This is a genomic window from Pseudomonas sp. KCJK9000 (assembly GCF_046230725.1).
Lineage (GTDB): Bacteria > Pseudomonadota > Gammaproteobacteria > Pseudomonadales > Pseudomonadaceae > Aquipseudomonas > Aquipseudomonas promysalinigenes.
Window position 1 is genome coordinate 1 of record NZ_JBJJLN010000032.1, and the last position, 25,300, is coordinate 25,300.

Sequence of the window (25,300 nt, forward strand, 5' to 3'; positions counted from 1 at the left end):
CTGATTTTCCTAGGTGATTTCAGCTGCCAGCAACGGTCATCCGTTCGATCAATACCGAGCCGGTGTGAATATTGCTGCGAGTTTCCAGATCGCAACCAATCGCGACAATTTGCTGGAACATGTCTTTCATATTGCCAGCGATGGTCACCTCCTGCACCGCATGCTGGATCTCACCGTTCTCGACCCAGTAGCCTGCTGCACCGCGGGAATAATCGCCCGTCACCATATTCAGACCATGCCCCATCAGCTCGGTAACCAGCAGGCCACGGCCCATGCGCCGGATCAGCGCTGCCTGGTCCTCGACGCCATGGGTGACATACAGGTTATGCACCCCCCCTGCGTTAGCGGTGCTCGGCAGGCCCAGCTTACGACCGGAGTAGGTACCCAGCAGGTAGGACACCAATTCGCCGTTGTCTACGAACGGTTTGGCGTAGGTCGCCAGGCCGTCTGCATCGAATGCGGCGCTGCCCAGCGCACGCGGAATATGCGGGCGTTCGTCGAGGGTCAGCCAGGATGGGAACAGGCGTTGGCCGATTGCCCCGTCGAGGAACGACGACTTGCGATACAGGTTGCCTCCAGAAATGGCCGAGAGGAAACTGCCGAACAGGCCCCCGGCCAGCTCGGCAGAAAAGAGCACCGGCACTTCGCAGGTCGCTACCGGGCGTGCACCCAGGCGGCTGGCGGCACGCTGGGCAGCCCGAATGCCAATGCTGCGCGGGTCGGCCAGCAGGTTGCCTTGACGGTTCACGTCATACCAGTAGTCACGCTGCATCTGGCCCTCACCCTCGGCGATCATCACGCAACTCAGGCTGTGCCGGGTCGAGGCGTAGCCGCCGATGAAGCCGTGGCTGTTGCCATACACGCGGCACCCTTGGTGGGTGTTCAAGGTGGTGCCATCGGCGTTGAGGATACGCGGGTCGGCGTCGAACGCCGCAGCTTCGCAGGTCAGCGCCATTTCGATGGCTTTTTCTGGCTCGATGCCCCAGTCGTGGTAAAGGTCCAGATCGGGAATGTCACGAGCCATCAGCGCTGCATCAGCCAAGCCCGAGCACTCGTCCTCGGAGGTGTGCTTGGCGATCGCCAAGGCAGCAGCGACGGTTTCTCGAACCGCTTCCGGACCACTGGCAGAGGTGCTGGCCGAGCCTTTGCGCTGGCCCACATACAGGGTGATGCCAAAGCCTTGGTCGCGGTTGAATTCGACCGTTTCGACCTCGCGTTGACGCACCGTGGTCGACAAGCCTTGCTCCAGCGACACCGCCACTTCACAGGCACTGGCGCCTTGCTTGCGTGCTTCTGCAATGATCGCTTCGACCTGCTCCTGCAACGCTGGCAGGTCCTTTGGGCCTACGCTTTGGACTGCACTCATGGTTTTCTCCACTCAAATTCTGCGCATGGCTACGGGTCATTCTACGACCGGGCCGGACAAGCGGCCCCCATCTGGTTATCATGGCGGCAAATTTCAGGCTTAGTACGAAAAGTGCCTGCGCGACGAACATGCTGCGTTGAAAGCCGGCTCGGAATGCTCATTTACAATCTGTAAACTCCGCTACCTCGCCTGTTTCGCCTTGCCTGCTCGCCGCTCGGCGACTTTTCTCAAAAACCCAAGCGGACTGCCCCCCATGGTTGATTCATACGACGACGCCTTCGACGGCGAAAAAAGCAAAACCCAGATCAAGCGCGAGCTGCATGCGTTGGTCGAGCTCGGCGAGCGCCTGACTACGCTCAAGGCCGATACCCTGGCACGCCTGCCGCTGACCGACGAACTGCGAAAAGCCCTGGCCGACGCCAGCAAGCACACCGCCCACGGAGCCCGCAAACGCCACATGTCGTTCGTCGGCAAGCTGATGCGTGTGCAGGACCTTGATGCCATCCATGCCGTGCTCGAACAGATGGACAGCTCGACCCGTCAGTACAACGAGCGCTTCCACAGCCTCGAACGCTGGCGCGACCGGCTGATTGACGGTAACGATGACGACCTTGAACGGTTCGTCAACGAATACCCGGAAACCGACCGCCAACAGCTGCGCTCGCTGATCCGTCATGCCCAGCACGAAAAAGCTCGGAACAAGCCGCCTGCGGCTGCGCGCAAGGTATTCAAATACATTCGCGACCTCGACGAACTGCAACGCGGTCTGCGCTGAATCTTTAGCGGGTGCCTGTGGGAGCGGGCTCGCCCTGCGAACACCGGCAGCCAGCACCGCACTGCCGGCTTCGCGAGGCAAGGCCGCGGCCACATTGGCGCCCAATGCCATCAAGCGCCAGTACCGCCCACGGTTATGGCATCAAGCTTCAAGGTCGGCTGCCCGACGCCTACCGGCACCGACTGCCCATCCTTGCCACAGGTCCCCACACCGCTGTCCAGTGCCAGATCATTACCAACCATCGATACCCGGCTCATGGCTTCAGGCCCGTTGCCGATCAGGGTGGCGCCTTTGACCGGCGCGGTGATCTTGCCGTCTTCGATCAGGTAGGCTTCGCTGGTCGAGAACACGAACTTGCCGCTAGTGATGTCGACTTGGCCGCCGCCGAGGTTGGCGCAGTAAATACCTTTCTTCACCGAGGCGATGATTTCCTGGGGGTCACTCTCACCGCCCAGCATGTAGGTGTTAGTCATGCGCGGCATCGGCAGGTGCGCGTAGGACTCGCGCCGGCCGTTGCCAGTGACTGCCATGCCCATCAGACGCGCATTGAGCTTGTCTTGCATGTAGCCTTTGAGGATGCCGTTCTCGATCAGCGTTGTGCACTCGGTGGGGGTACCTTCGTCATCAACGCTCAGCGAGCCGCGGCGGCCTTCCAGGGTGCCGTCATCGACGATTGTGCACAGGCTGGAGGCGACTTTCTCGCCGATCCGGCCGCTGAATGCCGAGCTCCCCTTGCGGTTGAAATCCCCCTCCAGGCCATGGCCGACCGCTTCGTGCAGCAGCACACCCGACCAACCCGAGCCCAGTACCACCGGTAATGTGCCTGCCGGGGCCGGAATGGCCTCAAGGTTCACCAGCGCCTGACGCAACGCCTCGCGGGCGTAGCCCATGACGCGCTCTTGAGTGAAGAAGCGATAGTCGGTACGCCCGCCACCACCCTGCCCGCCACGCTCACGGCGGCCATTTTGTTCGACGATGACACTGACGTTGAAGCGCACCAGCGGACGCACGTCGGCGGCCAGGCTGCCGTCGGCAGCGGCGATCAGGATGCGCTCCCAGACCCCGGCCATGCTCACGCTGACCTGCTGGATCCGCGGGTCGAGGGCGCGCGTGGCAGCATCGACGCGCTTTAGCAGCTCGACCTTTTCGGCACGGCTGAGTACATCCAAAGGGTTGTCAGGGGCATACAGCGCCGTGACGTCCCGGCTTTTGAAGGCCTGTACCTGGCCGCTCTGGCCTGCGCGGGAAATCGAGCGAGCGGCGCGGGCCGCCGAGTTCAGTGCCTCGAGGTTGATGGCATTGCTATAGGCGAAGCCAGTCTTCTCACCAGACTGGGCACGCACCCCAACGCCCTGGTCGAGGTTGAAGCTGCCCTCTTTGACGATGCCGTCCTCCAGCGCCCAGGTTTCCGAGATCTGGCCCTGGAAGTACAGGTCGGCGGCATCGATGCCGGGGCCGGCCAACTCGCCCAGCACGCTCTGCAGGCTATCGAGGGTAAGTCCGCCCGGGGCCAGGAGCTGCTCGCTGACGGTGGATAACATCTGGCTCATAGTCACTCCGCGGTGTGCGCAGGCCGCAAGGCGTCCTGCGAGAAAAAGCGCCGGTGCATGGTGACCGGCATGCGCGCCCGGATGGACGCCTGTTCATCAGTGTCGCGCTCGGCAAGCAATACGGCTTCGCCTTGCGCCTGTTGGGCAACGATCCGCCCCCAAGGGTCGATGATCGCCGCATGCCCGTGGGTTTCCCGCGGGCCTGGATGGGTACCGCCCTGAGCCGCCGCCAGCACATAGCACTGGGTTTCGATGGCTCGGGCACGAATCAGCACGTCCCAATGTGCAGCGCCCGTGACCGCTGTGAAGGCTGCCGGTGCCGTGATCAGCTCCGCGCCCGCACTGCGCAAAGCGCTGTACAGCTCGGGAAAGCGCAGATCGTAGCAAACGCTCAAGCCCAATCGGCCCACTGGCGTATCCGCCACTACCACACTGGCTCCATGGGCATAGTCATCGGACTCGCGGTAACGACCACGGTTGTCGGCAACGTCCACATCGAACAGGTGCAGCTTGTCATAACGCGCAACCACTTGGCCGTGTTCGTCGACAAGCAGCGAGCAGGCATGGGCCTTGGCTTGTGGTTGCCCTTGTGGCGGCAGCGGCAAAGTACCTGCAACAACCCATAATCTGAGGTCGCGAGCAGTGCGTTTCAACCATGGCAGAATCGGCCCATCGCCCAACGCCTCGGCGCGGCCGATGGCGGCGGCATCTTTGCGCCCCATCGCCGCGAAGTTCTCCGGCAGTACCGCAAGCTTCGCACCACCCAGCGCCGCCTGCTCGAGCAGAGCCCCGGCACGCTGCAAATTGGCCAGCACATCGTCCTGGCTGACCATCTGGATGACCGCTGCCTTCATGGGCGCTCCCAAGTTATTTGTTGAACGGTTTCACAAAGGTGATTTTAGGCTCTTTTACCGGCCCCTCGACGCGATAGTGCACGCTTGCGAAACGCGATACCCGGTCGCCGATCAAGCGGTCGACCAGGAACAGCGCACCACCGACGGCGGGGGCGCCAACGATCAGCGCGGCCAAGGGCAGGTTGTTGGTAACCGGCAGCGACACCTGCACGTTGGCAGCGACCCGATCGCGGACCAGGTCCAGGGTACCTTCAAGCTCGAAGTTGCTCGACGGGCCGGTCACCGAGATGGGCTCACGGGTGACGTAGACGCCATTGCTGGCCGCCAGCAGACCTTTGACCCGGTCGTAGGCCAAGCCCTTTTCGAACAGGTCCGAAAAATCCAGGCGCAGCCTGCGACCAATGGCATCGAAGTTGAGCAGCCCAAACACCCGCAGGGCCTGGGCACCACCTTCCACCTCGACGAACTGGCCGCTGCGCAAGGCTGCATCCATGCTGCCAGAGAACCGCTTGAGGCCAACCCAGGCCGGCGACCCAGGCCAGCGCCCGTCCACGTCCAGACGGAAATCACGGCTGGTCACGGTGGGCGCGAAGCCCCAGGCCTTGAGCACGTCGGCGAGGTTCTTGCCATACAGGCGACCTTTGTACCAGCTGTTGGTGCCCCCTACTGGCCCCTCCCAGCCGCCTGAGCCATCGACGTGCAGACCTTTGACGTTCAAGTTGATGTCCTGCGCGGATACACCGTTTGCCGTGGGGCGCAGCTTCACTGCGGCACTGCCAAACAGATCATCGCCTCGGTACAGCCTATCGATGGTCAAGTCCAGTGCCGGCACTTTGCGCGGGTCGAAGGAGGCCAACGGATCGGGGCCCTCTTCGGCTTGCGCATCGGCAGGGTCGGCAGGCGGCAGGCGCAGGGTTTGTAGCCGTATGGTCATTGGCGCAGCCTTGGCATCGGGCACCCGGGCGTTACCGATGACCTCCCTGCTGTCCAGGCGCAGGTCCCATGCCGGGCCACCACGGGCCAAGCGCACCACGGCTTGATTCAGGCTCATGCCGAAGCCCTTGAGCTGGCCAATGCTCAGGTCAACGCTCTGCAGGGTCTGCCGGGCACTACCGCCTGGGTCATCACCGGCAAAGCGTGCGGCCTGTTCCTGCCAGGGCTCAAGATCGAGGCTGTCCAGCCGCCCTCTGACGCGCAGCCCCTGACCTGACGGTAATTGCGCCTGGCCCGCGCCCAGCAGCAGTTCGCCGCGCCCTTGGGCCAGTTTGTCTGCAGGGGCGGCATAGGCGAAGCGGGCAAGGTCGGTGTACGCCGCATTGAAGCGTCGCTCCGGCCCTTGCAGGGTCATGCTGAACTGGCTATCACGAGTTTCAGCCGCCGCCTTGCCGAACGGCGCCGGCAAGTCGATGGCCAGACCTTTGAGTGAAGAACTGACATTCAGGCTGTTATCACGGCTGCCCAAGTTAAGCTGCAACTGGTAGGGTATATCACCCGACGCGGGCAAGGCCTGGGTGAACTGCAGCCAATCGGTGAGGGCCTTGAGCGGAGCCTGACCGCTGGCATCGATGCGTGTCTGCATCTGCCCGGGCTCGCCCAGGGCGCTGATCTGCGCGGTGGCCGGTTTGCCGAACACTTGCAGGCTGATGTTCTTGCCACTGAGCCCCTTGTCGAGGTCAAAGCTGAAATCCCCCTTCAGGCGTGTAAGGTCCAGGCTAGGCGGGGCAACTTTAAGCTTTGCATCGCTAGTGGCGAAGTCGACCAGCACTTTAGGACGCTCGCCATGGGCCAACGGAATGTCGAGCTTGACCTTGCCCTTGAGCGGCCCCTCCCCCTCCCAGGCCGCGAAGATGTCGCCTGTACCGATCGGTGTTTCCTTGAGGATCTTCAAGCCATCACCGAGGCTGCCGTCGAACCCCCCGTCCAGATACAGGTGACTGTGCTGGCCCTCATCGACGTGAGGGATATTCACATTGACGTCGGTGACCGCAGTATCGAGCAGCAGGCCCTTGCTGGCCTTGATACGCACACCGCTGTCCTCGATCAGCACATCGCCGTCCACTTGCTGCACCTGCGGCCAGCCCGGCTGGAAGTCCAGCACTGCATCGTGAACCTTGAAGAACAGGCTGATGCTGCGAGCCTCAGGTGAGGCGCCATGGTTCAGCGAACCTTGGTACTGGAAATAGCCTTGATCAACATCGCCTTTGACGATAGCGCTGCGCAGCCATTCATCCAGCGCCGGGCTCAGCACCTCGGGCAGGTATTTGGCAGTGTAGCGGCCATCACCGTCGGTTAGCCCCACCCGCAGGTCCATGTAACTTTCAGTGCCTGGGTCGAACAGCAGGCGGATCAGAAAGTCGCCGGCGATCTTACCCTCTTCTCCCAATACCTTGAGGTAGGGCGCGACCAGGGTGAAGCCATGCTGGTCGAGGGCCCAGGTCAGGCGTGCATTGGCTTTTTGGTAATGCCAGGGTTTGGCGAAGATCGGATACAGATGCAGCATGAACGCGTCGGTGTCCAGGCGTAGTTCGCCATGGCCAAGGTCACCGCTGATGCTGCCACTGACGTTCCCGGCCGCTGGGGCGCCGTGATAGGCATCGAACCCTACCTGCTCTAGGTTGGCGGCGAACTGCAGGCGCTGGTTGCCCTCAGCCTTCGGCCGCACGTCCAGGCGCACGTTGCGCAGTGCACCTTTTACCTGGAGTGCTTCGAGCACCTCCATGAGCTTGTCTGGCAAGGGTGCCAGTGCCTGCACCAATGGGGTCAGAGGCGTAAGGTCCAAGCGGTCTGCCTGCACCTGCCAGGTTTCACCCGCCGGGTCATCGCCTGGGCGCTGATTCACTTGCAGATGCGACTCCCAACGTGTCTTGCCGATGCTCGCGGCAAGTGAGTCGACCACCACATCAAAACCCTGGTCGCGACGCTGGAACCAGGCGGACAAGGCAAGATCATCCAACGCCACCGCCTTGCGGTCAGCATAGGCACCGCCCAGGTTTGGCGCATTCAGGCGAACGACGGCCTGCTGCAGCTGGCCCTGCCCCCAATCGACCCAAAACTCGCCTCCGGCCTTCAACGCTTCGGCCCGCCACTGGCCCAGCAGCCGCGGCGGCAGCCAGCGCGCCCAGTCACTTTGCGGCAAGCTCAAATAGGCCTTGGCATCGCCGTCGCGCCAGGCCTCGGCGGTGGCCCGGCTGCGCAGGTAGAGCGCCAGCGGCTGGCCGTCGGGCAAAGTAGCGCGCAAGTCCAGGGCCTGACGAGATGTGCCGGCCTGCAAACCGAGGCTGACATAGGTGAGGGTCAATGGGTCCCGCTGCCAGGGCTGCAGCGTGACCTGGCTGTCGAATACATCGATACGGCCCAATTGGCGCAGGCGCTGCAGCATCTGGGCAGGATCGAGCGGCGCGTCGTCCTTTTTCGGCAGCCCTTCCATCGCCCAATTACCCTGCTCGTCTTCGCGCAGGATCAATTGCAAGCCACCCAGCTCGATGCGCGCCAGGCGCACTTCACGGGCAACCAGGCTGGCCCAAAGGTCGGGCACCACCTTCACATCATCGAGCCGCAGGGCTGAAGCGCCTTCCCCCAGTTGCAGGTCACGCACCCGTAGCACCGGCGACAGGCCACTCCAACGCCCTTCCAGAGCCCCCACATGCACAGGCAATTCCAGCGCCTGTTCAGCCTTGTGCTGAACGTCTGCGCGGTACTCGGCCACCAGCGGCACCAGTACACGGCCGAGGCTGACATACAGCGCTACCAACACGGCGAGCAGAGCACATAGGCCTAGACCCCAACGGGTCAAGGCAAGCAGAACGCGGTTCAGACGTCCCATGGCCATGGCCCTCCAGGTCGTTTATCCATGATGGCCCGACGTGCCGACTTTGCCAGCCAGCGCCCTATGCGGCAGGTAATGAAACGCCTCAGAGCAGCACCACGTCGTATTGTTCCTGCGAATACATCGACTCGACCTGGAAGCGAATGGTTCGACCGATGAAGGTCTCAAGTTCGGCAACGTTGCCCGACTCCTCGTCCAGTAGGCGATCTACCACCTTCTGGTTGGCCAGCACCCGATAGCCTTCAGCCTGATAGGCACGGGCTTCGCGAAGTATTTCGCGGAAGATCTCGTAGCAGATGGTTTCAGGGGTTTTCAGTTTCCCACGGCCGTGACAGGCGATGCAGGGCTCGCACAATACCTGCTCGAGGCTTTCGCGGGTGCGCTTGCGCGTCATCTGCACCAGGCCCAGTTCGGTGATGCCGATGATGTTGGTTTTGGCATGATCGCGTTCGAGCTGTTTTTCCAGGGTGCGCAACACCTGGCGCTGATGTTCTTCGTCTTCCATGTCGATGAAGTCGATGATGATGATCCCGCCGATGTTGCGCAGCCGCAGTTGCCGGGCAATGGCCGTGGCAGCTTCGAGGTTGGTCTTGAAGATGGTTTCTTCGAGGTTGCGATGGCCGACGAATGCCCCGGTGTTGACATCGATGGTGGTCATCGCTTCGGCGGGGTCGACCACCAGGTAGCCACCGGACTTGAGCGGCACCTTGCGCTCCAGGGCGCGCTGAATTTCGTCTTCGACCCCATACAGGTCGAAAATCGGCCGCTCCCCTGGATAGTGCTCCAGACGATCAGCAATTTCCGGCATCAGCTCGATGACGAACTGCGTGGTTTTCTGGAAGGTTTCCCGCGAGTCGATACGGATTTTTTCGATCTTCGGGTTGACCAGATCGCGTAGCGTGCGCAGAGCAAGGCCCAGGTCTTCGTAGATGACAGTCGGCGCACCGCAGGTTTTGATCTGGCTGCCGATCTGTTCCCAGAGACGGCGCAGGTAGCGGATGTCCTGGAGGATTTCTTCAGAGCGGGCCCCTTCGGCAGCGGTGCGCAGAATGAAGCCCCCGGCGTCCTTGATGTTCTCGCTGACCATGCAATCGCTGACCACTTGCTTGAGGCGCTCGCGCTCTGCTTCGTCTTCGATCTTCAGGGAAATACCGACGTGGCTGCTGCGCGGCATGTACACCAGGTAACGAGAGGGGATCGACAGCTGCGTGGTCAGGCGTGCGCCCTTGGTGCCGATTGGGTCTTTGGTCACCTGCACCACCAGCGCCTGGCCCTCGTGGACCAGGGCCGTGATGTTCTCCACCGCCGAGCCTTCGCGCTGAGAAATCTCCGAGGCATGGATGAACGCTGCGCGTTCAAGCCCAATGTCGACGAAGGCTGCCTGCATACCCGGCAGCACCCGCACCACCTTGCCTTTGTAGATATTGCCAACGATGCCGCGGCGCTGGGTGCGCTCGACGTGCACTTCCTGCAGCACCCCGTTTTCCACCACCGCCACACGCGATTCCATCGGGGTGATGTTGATCAGGATCTCTTCACTCATGGCAGGCTCTCGTCAAAGGTCTTCGGTAATGATGGATCGCGCGTGACAGCCTGGCTACCGTTGGTTTGTTACCTCAGGCAAAAGCGCCGCTTCCTGCCAGCAGGCGATGCCGAACTCGGCGAGGATCTCGGCCGTTTCGCACAACGGCAGGCCAACCACTGCCGAATAACTGCCTTGGAGGCCGGTTACGAATACCGCACCCAGGCCTTGGATGGCATAGCCGCCGGCCTTGTCCGCCGGCTCGCCCGTGGCCCAGTAGCGCTCGGCCTGAGCAGCATCGATGGCGCGAAAATGTACGGTGCTGCTGACGCGCACACTTTCGCAGCGCTGCCCATCGCACACTGCCACTGCCGTAAGTACCTGATGGGCTTTGCCGCCCAGCTCGCGCAGCATAGCCAACGCGTGTTCGCGGTTCTCGGGCTTGCCCATGATGCGGCCGTCGAGCACCACCGCCGTATCGGCACCAAGCACCACGCCAGGGCCTTGCAGGGCCGCCAGGCCGGCCTGAGCCTTGGCCACGGCCAGTCGCTCGACGTAAGCGTCAGCGCCTTCACCGGGCAGTGGGGTTTCATCGATCGGAGCGCTGACGACGGCGAACGGCACGCCGATCTGCGCGAGCAATTCACGTCTGCGTGGCGAGCCAGAGGCGAGGTAGAGTGGTTTCATGAGACATCTCCCTGTCAGTGGTGGCAGCGCCGTCAGTGAATGTGCAGGCGTCTGCGCAGGTCGCGCAGGGCGAAGCTGATCCACGGCCAGAGCAAGGCACTGATCACCGCTGACCAGACCAGCGCCAGGGTTGGCAGGCGGTTGCCGGTCAGCGCGCTGAGCCAAAGTTGGACCAGCTGAGCAATACCGAAGATCACCAGCACCACCAAGCTCTGCTGCCAAAGCGGGAACATGCGCAAGCGCTGCTGCAAGGAAAGCACCAGGAAGGTGATGAGGGTGAGGATCAGCGCGTTCTGGCCGAGCAAGGTTCCGTACAGGACATCCTCGGCCAGCCCCAGCACGAAGGCAGTGGTCATGCCCACTCTATTGGGCACGTTTAAGGTCCAGAAGGACACCAGCATCGCCAGCCACATGGGGCGGAACACTTCGAGAAACTGAGGCATCGGCGACACGCTGAGCAACAGCCCGATGGCGAATGTCAGCCAAATGACCCAAGCGTGATTTCGGCGCGACTTGGCCATTATTGCCTCCGAGGTTGCGCAGGTGCCGCTGGAGCTGCAGCGGGACTGGTCGGCGCGGCTGCAGGCGTGGCAGGTGCCTGCCCTGTAGCGGCAGGTGCAGCAGTGGACGCAGGTTCGGCAGCAGTGGCCGGCTGCGCTGCGCCTTTGCGATCGGCTTCCTCTTGGGCAATGGCGGCGTCAGTGGCGCGCTGCTCCGGCGTGCGACGGTCGCTGAACACCAGCAGCATGTAGCGGCTGCGGTTTAGGGCGGCAGTCGGAATGGCGCGTACGATTGCAAACGGCTGGCCGGAGTCGTGAATCACCTCATTGACCGTGGCCACCGGGTAACCGGCCGGGAAACGTTGGCCCATGCCGGAGCTGACCAGCAGGTCGCCTTCCTTGATGTCAGCGGTATCGGCAACATGGCGCAGTTCCAGACGCTCCGGGTTGCCCGTGCCGCTAGCGATGGCGCGCAGCCCATTGCGGTTGACCTGCACCGGAATGCTGTGGGTCGTATCGGTCAACAGCAACACCCGTGACGTGTAAGGCATCAGCTCGACGACCTGGCCCATCAGGCCGCGGGCATCGAGCACCGGCTGGCCAAGGAACACGCCATCGCGCTCACCCTTGTTGATCAGGATGCGGTGGGTGAACGGGTTGGGATCGACGCCGATCAACTCGGCCACCTCGACCTTCTCGTTAACCAGCGCCGAAGAGTTGAGCAGCTCACGCAGGCGCACGTTCTGCTCGGTCAGGGCCGCCAGTTTCTGCAGGCGCCCCTGCAGCAACAGGGCTTCGGTCTTGAGTTTTTCGTTTTCGGCGATCAGCTCCGTACGGCTGCCGAACTGGCCGGCCACGCCTTGCCACATGCGCTGCGGCAGGTCAGTGATCCAGTACGATTCCATCAGCACCAGGCCCATCTGGCTGCGCACAGGCTTGAGCACGTCGAAACGCGCGTCGACAACCATCAACGCGACCGACAGCACCACCAGCACCAGCAGGCGAACGCCCAGCGAAGGGCCCTTGGAGAAAAGCGGTTTAATGGGCCGTTCCTCGTGGACGACTCAGGAGGTCATTGGACATCGGGACAACGCACCAGCCTGGTTGCGGGTTGACGGAAACGACGCCCGGACGGACGCCAGCCCAGCGCATACAGGTAGCACTGTGCGTGCTACCTGTAAACCGGGCGCTCGATGGCTACGCGGATCACTCGCTGGAGAGCAAGTCCATCGCGTGCTTGTCCATCATTTCCAGGGCGCGGCCACCGCCACGGGCCACGCAGGTCAGCGGGTCTTCGGCAACGATCACCGGCAGGCCAGTTTCCTGGGCCAACAGCTTGTCCAGGTCACGCAGCAGGGCACCGCCACCGGTCAGTACCAGGCCGCGCTCGGCGATGTCGGAGGCCAGCTCCGGCGGCGATTGCTCCAGAGCGCTCTTGACCGCCTGGACGATGGTCGCCAGGGATTCCTGCAGCGCTTCGAGGACTTCGTTGGAATTCAGGGTGAAGGCACGCGGTACGCCCTCGGCCAGGTTACGGCCACGTACGTCGACTTCGCGCACTTCGCCGCCTGGGTAGGCAGTGCCGATTTCCTGCTTGATGCGCTCGGCGGTGGACTCGCCGATCAGGCTGCCGTAGTTGCGGCGCACGTAGGTAACGATGGCTTCGTCGAAGCGGTCGCCGCCAACGCGTACGGATTCGGCATACACCACACCGTTGAGCGAGATGAGGGCGATTTCGGTGGTACCGCCACCGATGTCGACGACCATCGAGCCGCGAGCTTCTTCGACTGGCAGGCCGGCGCCGATGGCAGCGGCCATGGGTTCTTCGATCAGGAACACTTCACGGGCACCGGCACCCAGGGCCGACTCGCGAATGGCGCGGCGCTCTACCTGGGTCGACTTGCACGGTACGCAGATCAGCACGCGAGGGCTGGGCTGCAGGAAGCTGTTTTCGTGCACTTTGTTGATGAAGTACTGCAGCATTTTTTCACAGACGCTGAAGTCGGCAATGACGCCGTCTTTCATCGGACGAATGGCAGCAATGTTACCTGGCGTACGACCGAGCATGCGCTTGGCCTCGGTACCGACGGCGACGACGCTTTTCTGGTTGCCGTGGGTACGGATGGCAACAACCGAGGGCTCATTCAGGACGATACCGCGCTCACGCACGTAAATTAGGGTGTTGGCAGTCCCCAGGTCGATGGAAAGATCGCTGGAAAACATGCCACGCAGTTTCTTGAACATGGGAAAGTGACCCTGGGGAAAGCGTGGGTAAAAAAGTGCGGCAAACTCTAACAATGGCAGGGATTTTGGGCAAGGAGCCAATATGTTAAATTGGCTGTTTTTCCGAGCACGCCAGCAGATGATCGCGGCCGTTGGACCGCCAAAATGCTGACATGTTCCTCACTGCCGAGCTGATTCGGTTCTTTGTTTCCCCTGGAGATCAACCATGGCGCTTGAACGCAGCGACGTGGAGAAGATCGCCCATCTGGCCCGCCTGGGCCTGAATGACGGCGAACTGCCACGCATTACTGACGCCCTGAACAGCATTCTCGGCCTGGTCGACCAGATGCAAGCGGTCGACACCGACGGTATCGAACCTCTGGCCCATCCCCTGGAGGCCAGCCAGCGTCTGCGTCCCGACCAGGTCACCGAAAGCAATCAGCGCGATGCCTATCAGGCCATTGCACCCTCGACCGAAAGCGGTCTGTACCTGGTTCCCAAAGTCATCGAGTAAGGGATAGAGCCTGCCATGCATGAATTGACCCTGGCCGAGATCGCCCGCGGACTCGCCGACAAGTCGTTTTCTTCCGAAGAGCTGACCGGCGCCCTGCTGGCGCGCGTCAAGCAGATCGACCCACAGATCAACAGCTTCATCAGCGTCACCGAAGAACTGGCCTTGGGCCAGGCACGTGCCGCAGACGCCCGCCGCGCTGGTGGCGAAACCGGCGCCCTGCTCGGCGCCCCAATCGCCCACAAGGACCTGTTCTGCACCCTGGGCGTGCGCACCAGCTGCGGCTCGAAGATGCTCGACAACTTCAAGGCGCCGTACGATGCCACGGTGGTAGCCAAGCTGGCCGATGCCGGCATGGTCACCCTGGGCAAGACCAACATGGACGAGTTCGCCATGGGTTCGGCCAACGAATCCAGCCACTACGGCGCGGTGAAGAACCCATGGAGCCTCGAGCACGTGCCTGGCGGCTCGTCCGGTGGTTCGGCCGCGGCCGTAGCTGCACGCCTGCTGCCGGCCACCACCGGTACCGACACTGGCGGTTCGATCCGCCAGCCGGCGGCGCTGACCAACCTTACCGGCCTCAAACCGACGTACGGTCGCGTATCGCGCTGGGGCATGATCGCCTACGCCTCCAGCCTCGACCAGGGTGGCCCGCTGGCGCGCACTGCCGAAGACTGCGCCCTGCTGCTGCAAGGCATGGCCGGCTTCGATGCCAAGGACTCCACCAGCATCGATGAGCCCGTACCTGACTACAGCGCCAGCCTCAACGGCTCGCTGCAGGGGCTGCGCATCGGCCTGCCGAAGGAATACTTCGCAGCCGGCCTCGACCCACGCATCGCCGACCTGGTCCAGGCCAGCGTCAAGGAGCTGGAAAAGCTCGGCGCAGTGGTCAAGCAAATCAGCCTGCCCAACATGCAGCATGCCATTGCGGCGTACTACGTGATCGCCCCCGCCGAAGCTTCCTCCAACCTGTCGCGTTTCGATGGCGTGCGCTTCGGCTACCGCTGTGAAGCCCCCAAGGACCTGACCGACCTGTACAAGCGCTCTCGTGGCGAAGGCTTCGGCGCCGAGGTGCAGCGCCGCATCATGGTCGGCACCTACGCCCTTTCGGCCGGCTACTACGACGCCTACTACGTCAAGGCACAGCAGATCCGTCGCCTGATCAAGAACGACTTCATGGCGGCGTTCAACGATGTCGACCTGATCCTAGGCCCGACCACGCCGAACCCGGCTTGGAAGCTTGGCGCCAAGAGCAGCGACCCTGTCGCCGCCTACCTGGAAGACGTCTACACCATCACTGCCAACCTGGCAGGCCTGCCAGGCCTGTCGATGCCTGCCGGCTTCGTCGATGGCCTGCCGGTCGGCGTACAGCTGCTGGCCCCATACTTCCAGGAAGGCCGCCTGCTCAACGTCGCGCACCGTTACCAGCAAGTCACCGACTGGCACACCCGCGCCCCTAACGGCTTCTGAGGAATTCACACATGCAATGGGAAGTTGTGATCGGGCTGGAGATTCATACCCAGCTGGCCACCCAGTCGAAGATCTTCTCCGGCAGCGCCACCACCTTCGGCTCCGAGCCGAACACCCAGGCCAGCCTGGTTGATCTAGGCATGCCTGGCGTGCTGCCAGTGCTGAACCAGGAGGCCGTACGCATGGCCTGCATGTTCGGCCTGGCCATCGATGCCGAAATCGGCAAGCGCAACGTGTTCGCGCGCAAGAACTACTTCTACCCTGACCTGCCCAAGGGTTACCAGATCAGCCAGATGGATCTGCCGATCGTCGGCAAGGGCCACCTGGACATCGCCCTGGAAGACGGCACCATCAAGCGTATCGGCGTAACCCGCGCGCACCTGGAGGAAGACGCCGGCAAGAGCCTGCACGAGGACTTCAGCGGTTCCACCGGCATCGACCTCAACCGTGCCGGCACGCCGCTGCTGGAAATCGTCTCCGAGCCAGACATGCGTAGCGCCAAGGAGGCCGTGGCTTACGTCAAGGCAATCCACGCGCTGGTACGCTACCTGGGCATCTGTGACGGCAACATGGCCGAAGGCTCGCTGCGCTGCGACTGTAACGTATCGATCCGCCCCAAGGGCCAGACCGAGTTCGGCACCCGCTGCGAGATCAAGAACGTCAACTCGTTCCGCTTCATCGAACGCGCTATCAACAGCGAGATCCAGCGCCAGATCGACCTGATCGAGGACGGCGGCAAGGTGGTGCAGGAAACCCGCCTGTACGACCCGAACAAGGACGAGACCCGCTCCATGCGCAGCAAGGAGGAGGCCAACGACTACCGTTACTTCCCCGATCCCGATTTGCTGCCGGTGGTAATCGAGGACAGCTTCCTCGAAACGGTGCGCGCAGGCCTTCCTGAGCTGCCAACGCAGAAGGTCGAGCGTTTCCAGAGCCAATACGGCCTGTCGGCCTATGACGCCAACGTGCTGGCTTCGAGCCGCGAGCAGGCGGACTACTTCGAAGAAGTGGTGCGTATTGGCGGGGATGCCAAGCTTGCCGCCAACTGGGTCATGGTCGAACTGGGTAGCCTGCTGAACAAACTAGGGGTCGAGATCGACCAAGCCCCGGTGAGTGCCGCGCACTTGGGCGGCATGTTGCTGCGCATTCGTGACAACACCATCAGCGGCAAGATCGCCAAGACCGTGTTCGAGGCCATGGCCGCCGGCGAAGGCGATGCCGATAGCATCATCGAAAGCAAAGGCCTCAAGCAGGTTACCGACACCGGTGCAATCGACAAGATGCTCGACGAAGTGCTCGCCGCCAATGCCGAACAAGTCGAACAGTACCGCGCCGCCGACGAGGCCAAACGCGGCAAGATGTTCGGTTTCTTCGTCGGCCAGGCGATGAAGGCTTCCAAGGGCAAGGCCAACCCTGGGCAGGTGAACCAACTGCTCAAGGCCAAGCTCGAAGGGTGACGATTTCAATCCTATAGCCGTGCGAGGGCATAGCCCTCGTTCGCGGCTAAAGCCGTTCCTACAGAGCTGCCGCTACCCACGCGAGCACCCACCTCTCTATAGGAACGGCTCTAGCCGCCAATGGCCGCACTGGGAGAGCACCACACTTGCTTAAACGATCCCTCGCCAGCTTGGCGCTTTTTTCCTTCCTGGCTGGCTGCGCCAGTCAGGCCATCGACCCCCGCGGTTACAACGAAACCGGCACCGCGTCCTATTACGGCTCCCGCCACCACGGCAAACGCACCGCCAGCGGCGAACCGTTCAACCAGCACGGGCTGACCGCTGCCCACCGCAGCCTGGCATTCGGCAGCCGGGTACTGGTCACCAACCTGGCCAATGACCGCAGCGTGGTGGTCCGCATCAACGACCGCGGCCCGCATACCCGCAGCCGCTTGATCGACCTGTCACGTGCTGCAGCAGAAAAAATCGGCATGCTCCGTAGCGGAACGGCGCGCGTGCGGGTACAAGGTTTGAGCGACTGACCTGACAACCGCTTTGACGGGAGCATGACCATTTTCGACCTCGCAACCCTACCCACCTTCAGCCTGCTGCAAATGGGCCTTGCCCTGCTATTGCTGGTCGGCGGAGCCGAGCTCATGGTGCGCGCCGCACTTCGCCTGGCGCAACGCCTGCACGTGCGGCCATTGATCATCGGCCTGAGCCTGGTCGCTTTCGGCAGCACTGCTCCGCAGCTGACGGTAAGCCTGCAGGCTGCTTTCCAGGGTGCTCCTGATGTGGCCGTGGGCAGCGTGATTGGCAGCAATATCTTCAATGTACTGGTCATCCTCGGGCTGGCCGCGCTGGTCATCCCGTTGCGGGTGTCACGCCAGTTGGTGCGCCTGGATATCCCGCTGATGATCGCAGCCAGCGCGCTGGTATATGCCCTTTGCGCCAATGCTCACTTGGGCCGGGCCGAGGGTTTATTGTTGCTGCTTGGCCTGGCGGGCTACCTGGCGATGCTTTGGCACCAGTCACGCCACTATGCCCGCACCTACCCTGCGCCGAATGCCGGGGCGGCCAGCGCCGGGCGTTTCTGGTCCGCGACGTTGCTCCAGGTGCTGTTGGGCTTTGGCCTGTTGAGCCTGGCCGGCCACCTGCTGTTGGAGTCGGCCATTGAAGTGGCTACCGATCTGGGCTTGTCCGAGCGCATCATCGGCCTGACCGTGGTCGCGGTGTGTACATCCCTGCCTGAACTTGCCGCAGCGCTGATCGCCGCCATTCGAGGTGAGCGGGAAATTGCGGTAGGCACGGTGATCGGCAGCAACCTGTTCAACCTGCTTGGGGTACTTGGCCTGACCGCGCTGACCACCCCCGAGCCACTGACCATTTCGCCCAATGCACTGGCCTTCGACCTTCCGGTGATGCTTGGCGTCGCCGCACTGAGCTTGCCGGTGTTCTACTCCGGTTATCGAATCACCCGCGCCGAAGGGCTGGTGTTTCTTTGCCTGTACCTGGCCTATGGGCTACATGTGGCGGCTTTCACCATGGGCATGCCACTGGCCGGGCGGCTGGAGCGGTTGATGTTGTTCTATGTGCTGCCGGTGCTTGCCGTGGTGCTGTTGTTCACCACCCTGCGTGCCTGGCGGCGGCAGCATTGATGAGCGCATGATTTGGGGTTGGCGGCGCTCGATCTCACAGGCGGTGCAAATTTAACGCCGAACCTCCTACGTTTGTTTCGGGCCAATATTTTCAGAGAGATTTGCGCGCGGACGCTCTAGGGCATGGCGCGATATCGCGTCGTACGAACCAGGCGGTCGCGCGGGCCTGTCGCAGGCGTTACTGGCCCGAAACGAGCGTAGGAGCGAGCGCAGCTCGCGATGCGCCGCGCGGGCGGCGCTCGATCTCACAGGCGGTGCAAATTCAACGCCGAACCTCCTACGTTTGTTTCGGGCCAATATTTTCAGTGAGATTTGCGCGCGGACGCTCTGGGGCATGGCGCGATATCGCGTCGTACAAACAAGGCGGTCGCGCGCGCCTGCCACAGGCGTTACTGGCCCGAAACAAACGTAGGAGCGAGCAAAGCTCGCGATGCGCCGCGCGGGCGGCGCTCGATCTCACTGGCGCTGCATGACTTTCGCCATACCCCCGCTCAACCAACCCACAGACCACGGCGCCACAACCGCCACCCAACCCACCCCAACGTCACTGCCCGCAACGCCATGAACCCGAGGAACGCCAACCACAACCCATGGTTGCCAAACCCGCTCATGACCACCGCAAAGGGCAGCGCAATCAGCACCGACAGCACCATCGCATTGCGCATCTCCCGCGCCCGGGTTGCGCCTATGAACAGCCCGTCAAGCAAGTAACTCCATACAGCAATCAACGGCAACACCGCCAGATACGGCAGGTACGGGTAGGCCGCTGCACGGACGCTATCGATGTCAGTCTGCAGCTCGATGAACAGGTGCCCACCCAGCAAGAACACGCCAGCAAAGACCGCGCTGGTGATCAGCGACCAGCCGCAGGCCACCACCAGTGAACGGCGCAGGGTTTGGCGATCCCGCGCACCGATGGCGTGCCCGCACAGCGCCTCCACTGCATGGGCCAGGCCATCCAGGGCATAGGCGGTAAGCAGCAGCCCGTTGAGCAACAGGGCATTGGCGGCCACCGTAGCCTCGCCCAGGCGCGCGCCCTGCACGGTAATCAGCAGGAACACCAATTGCAGCGCGAGGCTGCGCAGGAAGATATCGCGGTTCACCGCCAGCAGCGGCCGCCAGGCCTGCCAGCGCTTGAGCGCAACCCAGGCGATTTGCCCGGGGTAGGCCCGCAGGGCTGGGCGGGTGAGGGCTAGGCCGAGCAGGGCGGCGCACCACTCAGCAATCACCGAGGCACGTGCCGAACCCAGCACGCCCCAGTCCAAACCCAGCACGAACCACAGGTTCAAAGCGATATTCAACAGGTTGGTGGCCAAAAGAATAGCCAGTGGGGCCCTCGCATTCTGGGTGCCGAGGAACCAGCCGACCAGCGCGTAGCTGGCCAGCGCCGCCGGAAGGCCTAGCAGCCGGGTGTGAAAAAAAACCTCGGTAGACTGCTGTAACGCCTCGCTCGGCTGCATGGCGTGTAGCGCCAATTGACTGAAGGGCAGCGCAACCAGGCCGATCAGCAAGGCGAGGACGGCAGCCAGTAACAGGCCTTGCACCAGCACTTGGCGCAGCGCCGCGCCGTCGGCACGCCCGGCGGCCTGGGCGGCGAAGCCCGTGGCGCCCATGCGCAAAAAGCCCAACAGGCCGACCATGAAAGTGTACAGCGTGGCACCCACGGCCACGGCGCCGAGCTGATGAGCGTGGGGCAGATGGCCGATTACCGTGCTGTCGACCAGAGCCACCAGTGGCACCGAAATGTTGGAAAGGATCATCGGCGCGGCCAGCGCCCAGACCTTGCGGTGGGTCGGCCGGTGCTGCCAGTCGGTGGTCAGTGGCGACATTACGATTCCTGCGCATGAGGGGCCGGCGCATTGTAACGACCGGCAACCAATCTGCGCGAACACGGTCTCACTTGCCGCATCGGTGAACGTGCCATGACCGCCGTTGCGCTATAGTTGCTCCCCTTACGTACACGCTGCCGAAGAGTTCCCACTCCATGTTCAACAAAGGATTGTTGCTGGCCTGCGCGCTGGCTTTGCTCAGTGCCTGTGATTCCTCGACGCCGGGGCAGCCCGCGCCGGCCGACAAGCCGGCAGCGAGCGCTGCGGTAGAGCCTTCTGCGCCCAAGCGCGAGGACCCTGCGATACTCGCCAAACGCTACGAGGGGCGCCAGCTCAGCGTGCTGGATGTCTCCGAAGTGCAGCTCGACGGAGCCAGCACGCTGTCGGTCAGCTTCTCAGCGCCCCTGGACGCCAAACAGGATTTCGCCGCCAAGGTGCATTTGGTCGACACCGTCAAAGGCAAGGTCGACGGCGCTTGGGAACTCTCGGACAACCAGATGGAGCTGCGCATGCGCCACCTGGAGCCGCAGCGCAAACTGGTGTTGACGATCGACAAGGGATTGCTGGCGGTCAATGGCAACCGGCTTGAAAGTGACTCGGTCAGCCGCCTGGAAACTCGCGATATGCAGCCTACCGTTGGCTTCGCCAGTCGCGGCTCGTTACTGCCCACGCGCCTGGCCGAAGGCCTGCCGGTGATCGCCCTGAACGTGCCCAAGGTCGATGTCGAATTCTTCCGGGTCAAGCCACAGATGCTGTCGCCGTTCCTGGCCAACTGGGGGCGCAACAGCAGCCTTTACGCTTACCAGTCCAAAGAGCTGCTCGACATGGCCGAGCTGGTCTATGGCGGCCGCTTCGACCTCAACCCGGCGCGCAATACCCGCGAAACGGTGCTCTTGCCCATCGCCGGGGTCAAGCCACTGCAGGAGCCGGGTGTCTATCTGGCCGTGATGCGGGCTTCGGGTACCTATGATTACTCGCAGCCGGCCACGCTGTTCACCTTGAGCGACATCGGTGTCTCCGCTCACCGTTATCGTGATCGCATCGACGTTTTTGCTCAGGCCCTGGAGGGCGGCAAGGCGCTCAAGGACGTCAACCTCGAACTGCACGACGACAAAGGCGCGCTGCTGGCCCAGGCCAAGACCGACGGTGCCGGCCATGCCCAGCTGCCGATCACGGCCAAGGCCGACACGCTGATCGCCACCCAGGGTGCACACACCACCTTGTTACGCCTGAACACCGCCGCCCTGGACCTGGCCGAATTCGACATCACCGGCCCTCAGGCCAATCCGCTGCAATTCTTCATCTTCGGGCCGCGCGACCTCTATCGGCCGGGTGAAACGGTGCTGCTCAATGGCTTGCTGCGCGATCAGGATGGCAAGCCGGTCAAGGCCCAACCGGTCAATGTAGAAGTGCGCCGCCCGGACGAGCAGGTCAGCCGCAAGTTCGTCTGGGAGGCCGACGCCAATGGCCTTTACCAGTACCAGTTGCAACTGGCAACGGAGGCGCCGACCGGGCGCTGGCAGCTGCTGTTGGATCTGGGCGGCGGTCGCAAGCAGATGTACGAATTTTTGGTCGAAGATTTCCTGCCAGAGCGCCTGGCCCTTGAACTCAAGGGCAGCGATACACCGCTGTCTCCCGAAGAGGATGCGCGCATCCAGGTCACCGGGCGTTACCTCTACGGTGCGCCAGCTGCTGGCAATCGCCTCAGCGGCCAGGCCTATGTACGGCCTTTGCGTGAAGCGGTGCCGGCGCTGCCTGGCTACCAGTTCGGCTCGGTGACCGAAACTGAACTGAATCAGGACCTGGAACTGGACGAGGCGACCCTCGATCAAGCCGGTAAAGCCGTGCTCGATATTCAAAGCCGCTGGGCCGAAGCCCGTTCGCCGCTGCAATTGACCGTGCAGGCCAGCTTGCAGGAGTCCGGCGGCCGACCGATCACTCGCCGCCTCGAACAGCCCATCTGGCCAGCCGAGCGCTTGCCTGGCCTGCGCGGCCTGTTCGACGGGGAGCAAACCGATAGCGATGGCCCGGTTGAGTTCGAGTTCCTGGTGGCTGACCGCGCTGGCCACAAGCTTGCCGCCAGCGAGCTGAAAGTTCGCCTGATCCGCGAGCGCCGCGATTACTACTGGAACTACTCGCAGAGCGATGGCTGGAGCTACAACTACAACGAAAAATTCCTCACTCAGAGCGAGCAAACCGTCGACATCAAGGCAGGGTCCACAGCCAAGTTGAGCTTCCAGGTGGAGTGGGGCCCGTACCGTGTCGAGGTGCAAGACCCCGAAACCGGGATTGTCTCCAGCGAACGCTTCTGGGCTGGCTATCGCGCCCAGGACAACGCTGAAGGCGGTGCCGTGCGGCCCGACCAGGTGAAGCTGGCGCTGGACAAACCCGCCTATGCCGATGGCGAGACCGCCAAGGTCACCGTAACCCCGCCTGCCGGCGGCAGCGGCTATCTGATGATCGAGTCCAGCGATGGCCCGCTGTGGTGGCAGGAGATCGACGTGCCTGCCGAGGGCAAAACCTTCGACGTGCAACTGGACAAACAGTGGGCGCGCCACGACTTGTACATCAGCGCGCTGGTGATCCGCCCGGGTGAGCGCAAAGCCAATGCCACGCCCAAACGCGCCGTGGGGGTGCTGCATCTGCCGCTGGCGCGGGCTGAGCGCAAGCTGGCCGTCAGCCTGCAGGCGCCGGAGAAAATGCGCCCCAAGCAACCCCTGACCGTGAAGATCAAAGCCACCAATGCCGATGGCAGTGTGCCCAAACAGGCCCATGTGCTGGTCTCGGCGGTGGACGTAGGTATCCTCAACATCACTGACTTCAAAACCCCGGACCCTTTCGCCAGCCTGTTCGGGCGCAAGGCCTACGGCGCCGATCAGCTGGACATCTATGGGCAGTTGATCGAAGCCGGCCAGGGCCGTCTGGCCAGCCTGGCATTCGGGGGTGATGCGGCATTGGCCAAAGGCGGCAAGCGCCCCAATACCACCGTCACCATCGTTGCCCAGCAAAGCCTGCCAGTGACCCTCAACGCCCAGGGCGAAGGGGAGGCCAGGCTAGACATTCCCGACTTCAACGGCGAGTTGCGGCTGATGGCCCAGGCCTGGACCGATGAGCATTTTGGCATGGCCGAAAGCAAGACCGTGGTGGCCGCCCCGCTGATTGCCGAACTGTCGGCGCCGCGCTTTCTGGCTGGCGGTGACCGCACCAGCCTGGCGCTCGACCTGGCCAACCTGTCGGGCCGTGCCCAGCAATTGCATGTGCAGATCAGTACCGAAGGCCAACTGACCCTGACGGCCAGTGCCGAACAGGATATCGCGCTGGCCGAGGGCCAGCGCCGTACGCTGCTGATTCCGGTACAGGCCGAGGGTGGCCTGGGGCAGGGCAAGGTGCGGGTGCAGGTCAACGGCCTGCAACTGGCGCAGGAACCGGTGAACACCTTCGAGCGAGAATGGACCCTGGGTGTGCGTCCGGCGTACCCGGCAATGCTCAAGCATTACCGCGTAGCGCTCAAGGACCAGCCTTGGACGCTGCCCGAAGGTGATCTGGCCGCCTTCGAGCCTGCTGGCCTTGAAGCCAGCCTTGCGCTGTCGAGCCGCCCGCCGCTGAACCTGGCCGAGCAGATCCGTGCCCTCGAAGCCTACCCCTATGGATGCCTGGAGCAGACCACCAGCGGTTTGTATCCCTCGCTGTATGCCGATGCGCAAAGCCTCAAACGGCTGGGCATCAAAGGCGAACCGGCTGCGGTGCGCAAGCGCAAGATCGAGATGGGTATCGAGCACCTGTTGGGCATGCAGCGTTACAACGGCAGCTTCGGTTTGTGGAGCTCCGATGGCGAGGAAGAATACTGGCTGACCGCTTATGTCACAGACTTCCTCCTGCGGGCCCGTGACCAAGGCTATGGCGTGCCGGCCGAGGCGTTGAAGAAGGCCAACGAACGGCTGCTGCGCTACCTGCAGGAGCGTAACCTGATCGAAGTGGACTACAGCGAAAACGCCGAGCACACACGTTTTGCCGTGCAAGCCTACGCCGCACTGGTCCTCTCGCGCAGCCAGCAGGCGCCGCTGGGAGCCTTGCGCAGCCTGTTCGAGCGCCGCGCTGATGCACGCTCCGGCCTGCCGCTGGTGCAACTGGCGGTGGCGCTCAATGGCATGGGCGACCAGCCGCGCGCCGAGCAGGCGTTGCAGGCAGGCTTGGGTATCAGTCGCAGCAAAGGATGGCTGGCAGACTACGGCAGCAACCTGCGCGACCAAGCGCTGATCCTGGCGCTGCTGCAGGAGAGCAAATTGGCCAGTAACCAGGTCGATCAGCGGCTGTTCGCGCTGTCTGACGAACTGGCCGCCAACCGCTGGTTGTCGACCCAGGAACGTAATGCCCTGTTCCTGGCCGGCCGTGGCCTGCTGGGCAAACCCCAAGCGCCTTGGAAGGCGCGCCTGGACAGTGCTGGGGAAGTGCGCGAGTTCAATGAAACCGACTCGGGCATGCAGCTTGAAGGGCCGTTGCTTGCTTCACCGCTGACCGTGCAGAACGAAGGCAGTGAAACGCTCTACCAGCAACTGACCCTTTCCGGTTATCCACGCCAGGCGAGCGCTGCGACCAGCAACGGCATGGAGATTCGCAGAGAGTATCTGGGCATGAATGGCCAGGCGCTGGACCTGCGCAACCTGCGCAGCGGCGACCTGGTTCTGGTGCACTTGGCCCTCAAGGCCAGCGAACGGGTGCCCGATGCCCTGGTGGTCGACCTGCTGCCTGCTGGGCTAGAGCTTGAAAACCAGAACCTTGCGCAAAGCGCTGCCAGCCTGGACAACGCCAGCAGTGCGGTGAAGCAATGGCGCGAGTCGATGCAGAACGCCAGCGTGGTGCATCAAGAGTACCGTGATGATCGTTACGTCGCCGCGCTCAAACTCGATGGCTATGGCACCACGCACCTGCTGTACCTGGCGCGGGCTGTGACTCCAGGCACCTACCGGGTGCCGCCGCCGCAGGTGGAGTCGATGTACCGGCCTAACCTGCAGGCGCTGGGGGACGCGCAAGCAGAGATGACGGTTAAGGCGCGTTGAGCATCCTGCACCGACCTTGAGGGCGCCCCTCAAGGT

The 25,300-nt window shown here is 63.0% G+C and carries 17 protein-coding genes; 7 read left to right on the top strand and 10 right to left on the bottom strand.

The genetic code is table 11. The annotated features are described in order from the left end of the window. Positions 1-19: 19 nt before the first annotated feature. Positions 20-1,366 (bottom strand): metalloprotease PmbA, encoded by a 1,347-nt coding sequence (gene pmbA, locus ACK59H_RS15020; RefSeq protein ID WP_060478769.1) that lies wholly within the window; start codon positions 1,364-1,366, stop codon positions 20-22. 253 nt (positions 1,367-1,619) lie between these two features. Here pmbA and yjgA point away from each other — a divergent pair, with 253 nt between their 5' ends. Beyond that, a complete protein-coding gene (gene yjgA, locus ACK59H_RS15025) occupies positions 1,620-2,141 on the top strand; it encodes a ribosome biogenesis factor YjgA (RefSeq protein WP_060478770.1) in 522 nt (173 codons plus the stop codon). Positions 2,142-2,251: 110 nt separating this feature from the next. On the opposite strand, the gene tldD is transcribed toward yjgA, so the two are convergent. From tldD to mreB, 8 genes are all read right to left on the bottom strand, one after another. Continuing rightward, a complete protein-coding gene (gene tldD / locus ACK59H_RS15030) occupies positions 2,252-3,691 on the bottom strand; it encodes a metalloprotease TldD (protein ID WP_060478771.1) in 1,440 nt (479 codons plus the stop codon). 2 nt (positions 3,692-3,693) lie between these two features. Beyond that, positions 3,694-4,545: a carbon-nitrogen hydrolase family protein gene (locus ACK59H_RS15035; RefSeq protein WP_060478772.1), complete on the bottom strand. Its 852-nt coding sequence runs from the start codon at positions 4,543-4,545 to the stop codon at positions 3,694-3,696. Positions 4,546-4,558: 13 nt separating this feature from the next. Then, a complete protein-coding gene (locus tag ACK59H_RS15040) occupies positions 4,559-8,374 on the bottom strand; it encodes a YhdP family protein (protein ID WP_060478773.1) in 3,816 nt (1,271 codons plus the stop codon). 82 nt (positions 8,375-8,456) lie between these two features. Beyond that, positions 8,457-9,914 carry a ribonuclease G gene (gene rng / locus ACK59H_RS15045; protein ID WP_060478774.1) on the bottom strand — a complete coding sequence of 486 codons (1,458 nt, stop codon included), beginning with the start codon at positions 9,912-9,914 and terminating at the stop codon, positions 8,457-8,459. A 54-nt stretch (positions 9,915-9,968) separates the two neighbouring features. Continuing rightward, complete coding sequence (locus ACK59H_RS15050; protein WP_060478775.1) at positions 9,969-10,580, bottom strand: nucleoside triphosphate pyrophosphatase; 612 nt, start codon at positions 10,578-10,580, stop codon at positions 9,969-9,971. A gap of 32 nt (positions 10,581-10,612) precedes the next feature. Continuing rightward, positions 10,613-11,101 (bottom strand): rod shape-determining protein MreD, encoded by a 489-nt coding sequence (gene mreD / locus ACK59H_RS15055; protein WP_060478776.1) that lies wholly within the window; start codon positions 11,099-11,101, stop codon positions 10,613-10,615. After that, on the bottom strand, positions 11,101-12,075 hold the full coding sequence (mreC, locus tag ACK59H_RS15060; protein WP_230849763.1) for a rod shape-determining protein MreC: 975 nt from the start codon (positions 12,073-12,075) through the stop codon (positions 11,101-11,103). The genes mreD and mreC overlap by 1 nt, the downstream gene beginning before the upstream one ends. 211 nt (positions 12,076-12,286) lie before the next feature. Continuing rightward, positions 12,287-13,324 (bottom strand): rod shape-determining protein MreB, encoded by a 1,038-nt coding sequence (gene mreB, locus ACK59H_RS15065; protein ID WP_003255163.1) that lies wholly within the window; start codon positions 13,322-13,324, stop codon positions 12,287-12,289. Between the two features lie 205 nt (positions 13,325-13,529). Here mreB and gatC point away from each other — a divergent pair, with 205 nt between their 5' ends. The 5 genes from gatC to ACK59H_RS15090 all read left to right on the top strand — a co-directional run bounded on the left by gatC (position 13,530) and on the right by ACK59H_RS15090 (position 18,378). Further along, entirely contained in the window at positions 13,530-13,817 is a 288-nt protein-coding gene (gatC, locus tag ACK59H_RS15070) for an Asp-tRNA(Asn)/Glu-tRNA(Gln) amidotransferase subunit GatC (protein ID WP_060478777.1), read from the top strand. 15 nt (positions 13,818-13,832) lie between these two features. Continuing rightward, the gene (gatA, locus tag ACK59H_RS15075; RefSeq protein WP_060478778.1) at positions 13,833-15,284 is read left to right on the top strand and encodes an Asp-tRNA(Asn)/Glu-tRNA(Gln) amidotransferase subunit GatA; all 1,452 of its coding nucleotides are present in this window, start codon (positions 13,833-13,835) and stop codon (positions 15,282-15,284) included. 11 nt (positions 15,285-15,295) lie between these two features. Next, the gene (gatB, locus tag ACK59H_RS15080; protein ID WP_060478779.1) at positions 15,296-16,741 is read left to right on the top strand and encodes an Asp-tRNA(Asn)/Glu-tRNA(Gln) amidotransferase subunit GatB; all 1,446 of its coding nucleotides are present in this window, start codon (positions 15,296-15,298) and stop codon (positions 16,739-16,741) included. Positions 16,742-16,887: 146 nt separating this feature from the next. Further along, positions 16,888-17,262, top strand: a complete 375-nt coding sequence (locus ACK59H_RS15085) for a septal ring lytic transglycosylase RlpA family protein (protein ID WP_060478780.1) — start codon at positions 16,888-16,890, stop codon at positions 17,260-17,262. Positions 17,263-17,334: 72 nt separating this feature from the next. After that, a complete protein-coding gene (locus tag ACK59H_RS15090) occupies positions 17,335-18,378 on the top strand; it encodes a calcium/sodium antiporter (RefSeq protein WP_060478783.1) in 1,044 nt (347 codons plus the stop codon). Between the two features lie 491 nt (positions 18,379-18,869). On the opposite strand, the gene ACK59H_RS15095 is transcribed toward ACK59H_RS15090, so the two are convergent. Further along, positions 18,870-20,207 carry an MATE family efflux transporter gene (locus ACK59H_RS15095; RefSeq protein WP_060479747.1) on the bottom strand — a complete coding sequence of 446 codons (1,338 nt, stop codon included), beginning with the start codon at positions 20,205-20,207 and terminating at the stop codon, positions 18,870-18,872. 155 nt (positions 20,208-20,362) lie between these two features. Between ACK59H_RS15095 and ACK59H_RS15100 the strand changes: the two genes are divergently transcribed. After that, positions 20,363-25,264, top strand: coding sequence for an alpha-2-macroglobulin family protein (locus ACK59H_RS15100; protein WP_409264591.1), 4,902 nt, complete (start codon positions 20,363-20,365; stop codon positions 25,262-25,264). Positions 25,265-25,300: the final 36 nt, after the last annotated feature.